The 2,681-nt window shown below is 64.1% G+C and carries 3 protein-coding genes; 1 reads left to right on the top strand and 2 read right to left on the bottom strand.

The window, feature by feature from the left end; genetic code table 11:
• Positions 1-894, top strand: an 894-nt coding sequence (locus tag EOA36_RS32960) for an agmatinase (RefSeq protein WP_127280956.1), incomplete at its 5' end; no start/stop codon positions are given.
• A gap of 49 nt (positions 895-943) precedes the next feature.
• Here the strand turns inward: EOA36_RS32960 and EOA36_RS32965 are convergent.
• A complete protein-coding gene (locus EOA36_RS32965) occupies positions 944-1,828 on the bottom strand; it encodes an aldose 1-epimerase family protein (protein WP_127280957.1) in 885 nt (294 codons plus the stop codon).
• Between the two features lie 190 nt (positions 1,829-2,018).
• Positions 2,019-2,681: Bax inhibitor-1/YccA family protein (locus tag EOA36_RS32970; RefSeq protein ID WP_145969442.1), on the bottom strand; the 663-nt coding region annotated here is incomplete at its 5' end.

Consider the following 2,681-nt stretch of genomic DNA (forward strand, 5'->3'; position numbering starts at 1 on the left):
TTTCTAGGCTTGCCCGATCGCCTCGCCGATGGCACGGCGCCCCGCGCGGTAATCTTCGGAGCTGGTCACGGCAGCACCTATCCCGGCAAAGACAGCAGCGGTCATGCCTTGGCCGCCGAGGCCATCCGCTTTGCGAGCCAGGGTGATGCCGCGCTCGTCGAGCACTGGGATTTCGATCTCGGCGGCCCGCTGTTCGACGGCAGGCCGATCTGCTGCGTCGACGCCGGCGACATCCTGACCATCATGCATGACAATGCCGGCAACCGTGCCCGGATCGAGGCGAAGACGCGCGAGATCCTGTCATCGCCGGCCGTGCCCATCCTGCTCGGCGGCGACGATTCCGTGGTCAGTCCCTTCCTCGCCGGCTTCGCGGATCACGGGCCTGTCTGGATCCTGCAGATCGACGCCCATATCGACTGGCGTGACGAAGTGCATGGCGAGCGCTACGGCTACTCCAGCCCGATGCGCCGGGCGAGCGAGATGGCGCATGTCGCCGGCATGGTGCAGGTCGGATTGCGCAGCGTCGGCAGCGCACGCCTCGCGGAAATCGAAGCGGCGCGGCACTATGGCAGCCGTTTCGTCACCGCCCGCGAGGTTCACGCCCTGGGTGTCGAAGCCGCCCTGCGCCATATTCCGGAAGGCGCGCGGGTCGTCGTCACCTTCGACTGCGACAGTCTCGACCCAGGCATCATGCCTGGCGTGGCCGCGCGTACGCCCGGCGGCCTCACCTATACGCAGATCATCGATCTCATCGCAGGCCTCGGCAAGCGGGCGAGGATCGCCGGATTCGATCTTGTGGAGCTCTATCCGCCAGCCGACATTGACGGCCTGTCGGCGCTCACCGCCGCGCGCCTTCTCATCAATGTGATCGGCGCCGTGGTCCGGCAGGTTTGAACCTCGACCTGATGTCGAATACGGCTCCGGTCCGCGGCTTGCCGGAACCTTACCGAGGCCCCTGCTCCAGCCTGATCCGGTAACTCAGCGAACGCTTCGCGCCCGGCGCGATCAGCATCAGGCCCGGCTTGTCGGTGAACTCGCCATCGAAATCCAGCGGGCTGGCAATGCCGTGCCAAGGCTCGATGCACAGGAACGGTGCGCCGCCAGGTTTGGACCAAATGCCCAGTTCTTGAAATCCCTGCCATGAGACCTCGATCGCCGGACCGCGATCGGCGCTGTAGCGAACGCTGCTGCTGGCCGGCTGGTCCAGGATCACGGCGTCCCCATCAAACAGCCGTTCGGACAGCTCGAGGATATTGCCTTTGACAGGCGTTGGCTGCGGCGTCGCGGTGAGCAGGCCATCCTTCAGCCGGCGGATCGGAGCGCGCTCTGCTTCGGCGAACGTCAGGCGATAGGCGTCCTTGGCTACATCGGGCAGAAGCGGCCAGTTGAATGCCGGATGCGCCCCGATCGAGGCCGGCAACGGGTCGTCGCCAGTGTTGGTGACCTCTAATCCTATGTCGAGCTGCCCCTCGCCCAGCGTATAGGTCACGGCCAGGCGAAATGCGAACGGGTAGTGCGTTCGGGTTTCCATGTCATCGGTGAGCACCAGCGTGCAGGACCGGGGCCCCCTCTCCGCCCACGCAAAAGGCTTATCGCGCGCGAAGCCGTGCTGCGTCATCGGATAGGTCTGGCCGCGATGGCGCAGCTGATCGCCCTTCAGCCGGCCGACGATCGGAAACAGCACCGGCGAATGGCGTCGCCAGGCCGGTCCGGCCTGCCACAGGAACTCAAATCCTCGTGCATCCCGCAGCGAAACCAGTTCCGCGCCATCCGCGACGATGGTTGCCGATATGCCGTCACCGTCGAGCGTCAGGCTGTCCTGTCCCATATGTCCTCGCGGTTTGTCTGGTGTGGCCAGCAGGCTAGCAAATGGCCGGGCTCGAACTCAAGGCCGCCGACCCATTTGCATTTATGAACATCGACGGCGCCGCGGGCCAAGCGTCGTCTCGAATGAAAAAGTGGCCTGAGGTTTCCTCCGGCCACGGCAGAATGCCAGGTGTTGCCTGCTACGGTTCGGACTATTCCCGCTCGCCGGTGAAATTCAGCAGCAGCTGGAAGATGTTGACGAAATTCAGATAGAGCGAGAACGCACCGAAGACGGCGAGCTTCTGCCGCGACTCCGCATCGAAATTCTCCGCATACTGCTCCTTGATCGTCTGCGTATCCCAGGCGGTCAGGCCGATGAACACGGCGATGCCGATCACCGAGATGGCGAACTGCAGCGCGGTCGAGCCGAGGAAAATGTTGACGATGCTGGCGATCACCACACCGATCAAGCCCATGATCAGGAAGGACGAGAACTGCGTCAGGTCGCGCCTGGTCGTGTAGCCGTAGAGGCTGGTGGCGCCGAACATGGTGGCGGCGATGAAGAAGGTGCGCGCGATGCTGGTTCCGGTGAAGACCAGGAACACCGAGGCCAGCGACAGGCCCATGACGGCACAGAAGGCCCAGAACATTGCCTGCGCGCTTGCCGCCGACATGGTCTGCATCTTGAACGAGAACAGCAGCACGAAAGCGAGCGGCGCCAGCATCACCACCCATTTCAGCGGGCTGGAAAAGATCGGCACGTAGAGAGCGGGCGTCGACGACACCAGCAAGGCGACAAGGCCCGTAACCACCAGGCCGAGGCCCATGTAATTGTAGACGCGCAGCATGTGCTGGCGCAGGCCCTCGTCGTAGAC

Source organism: Mesorhizobium sp. M8A.F.Ca.ET.021.01.1.1 (assembly GCF_003998025.1).
GTDB lineage: Bacteria > Pseudomonadota > Alphaproteobacteria > Rhizobiales > Rhizobiaceae > Mesorhizobium.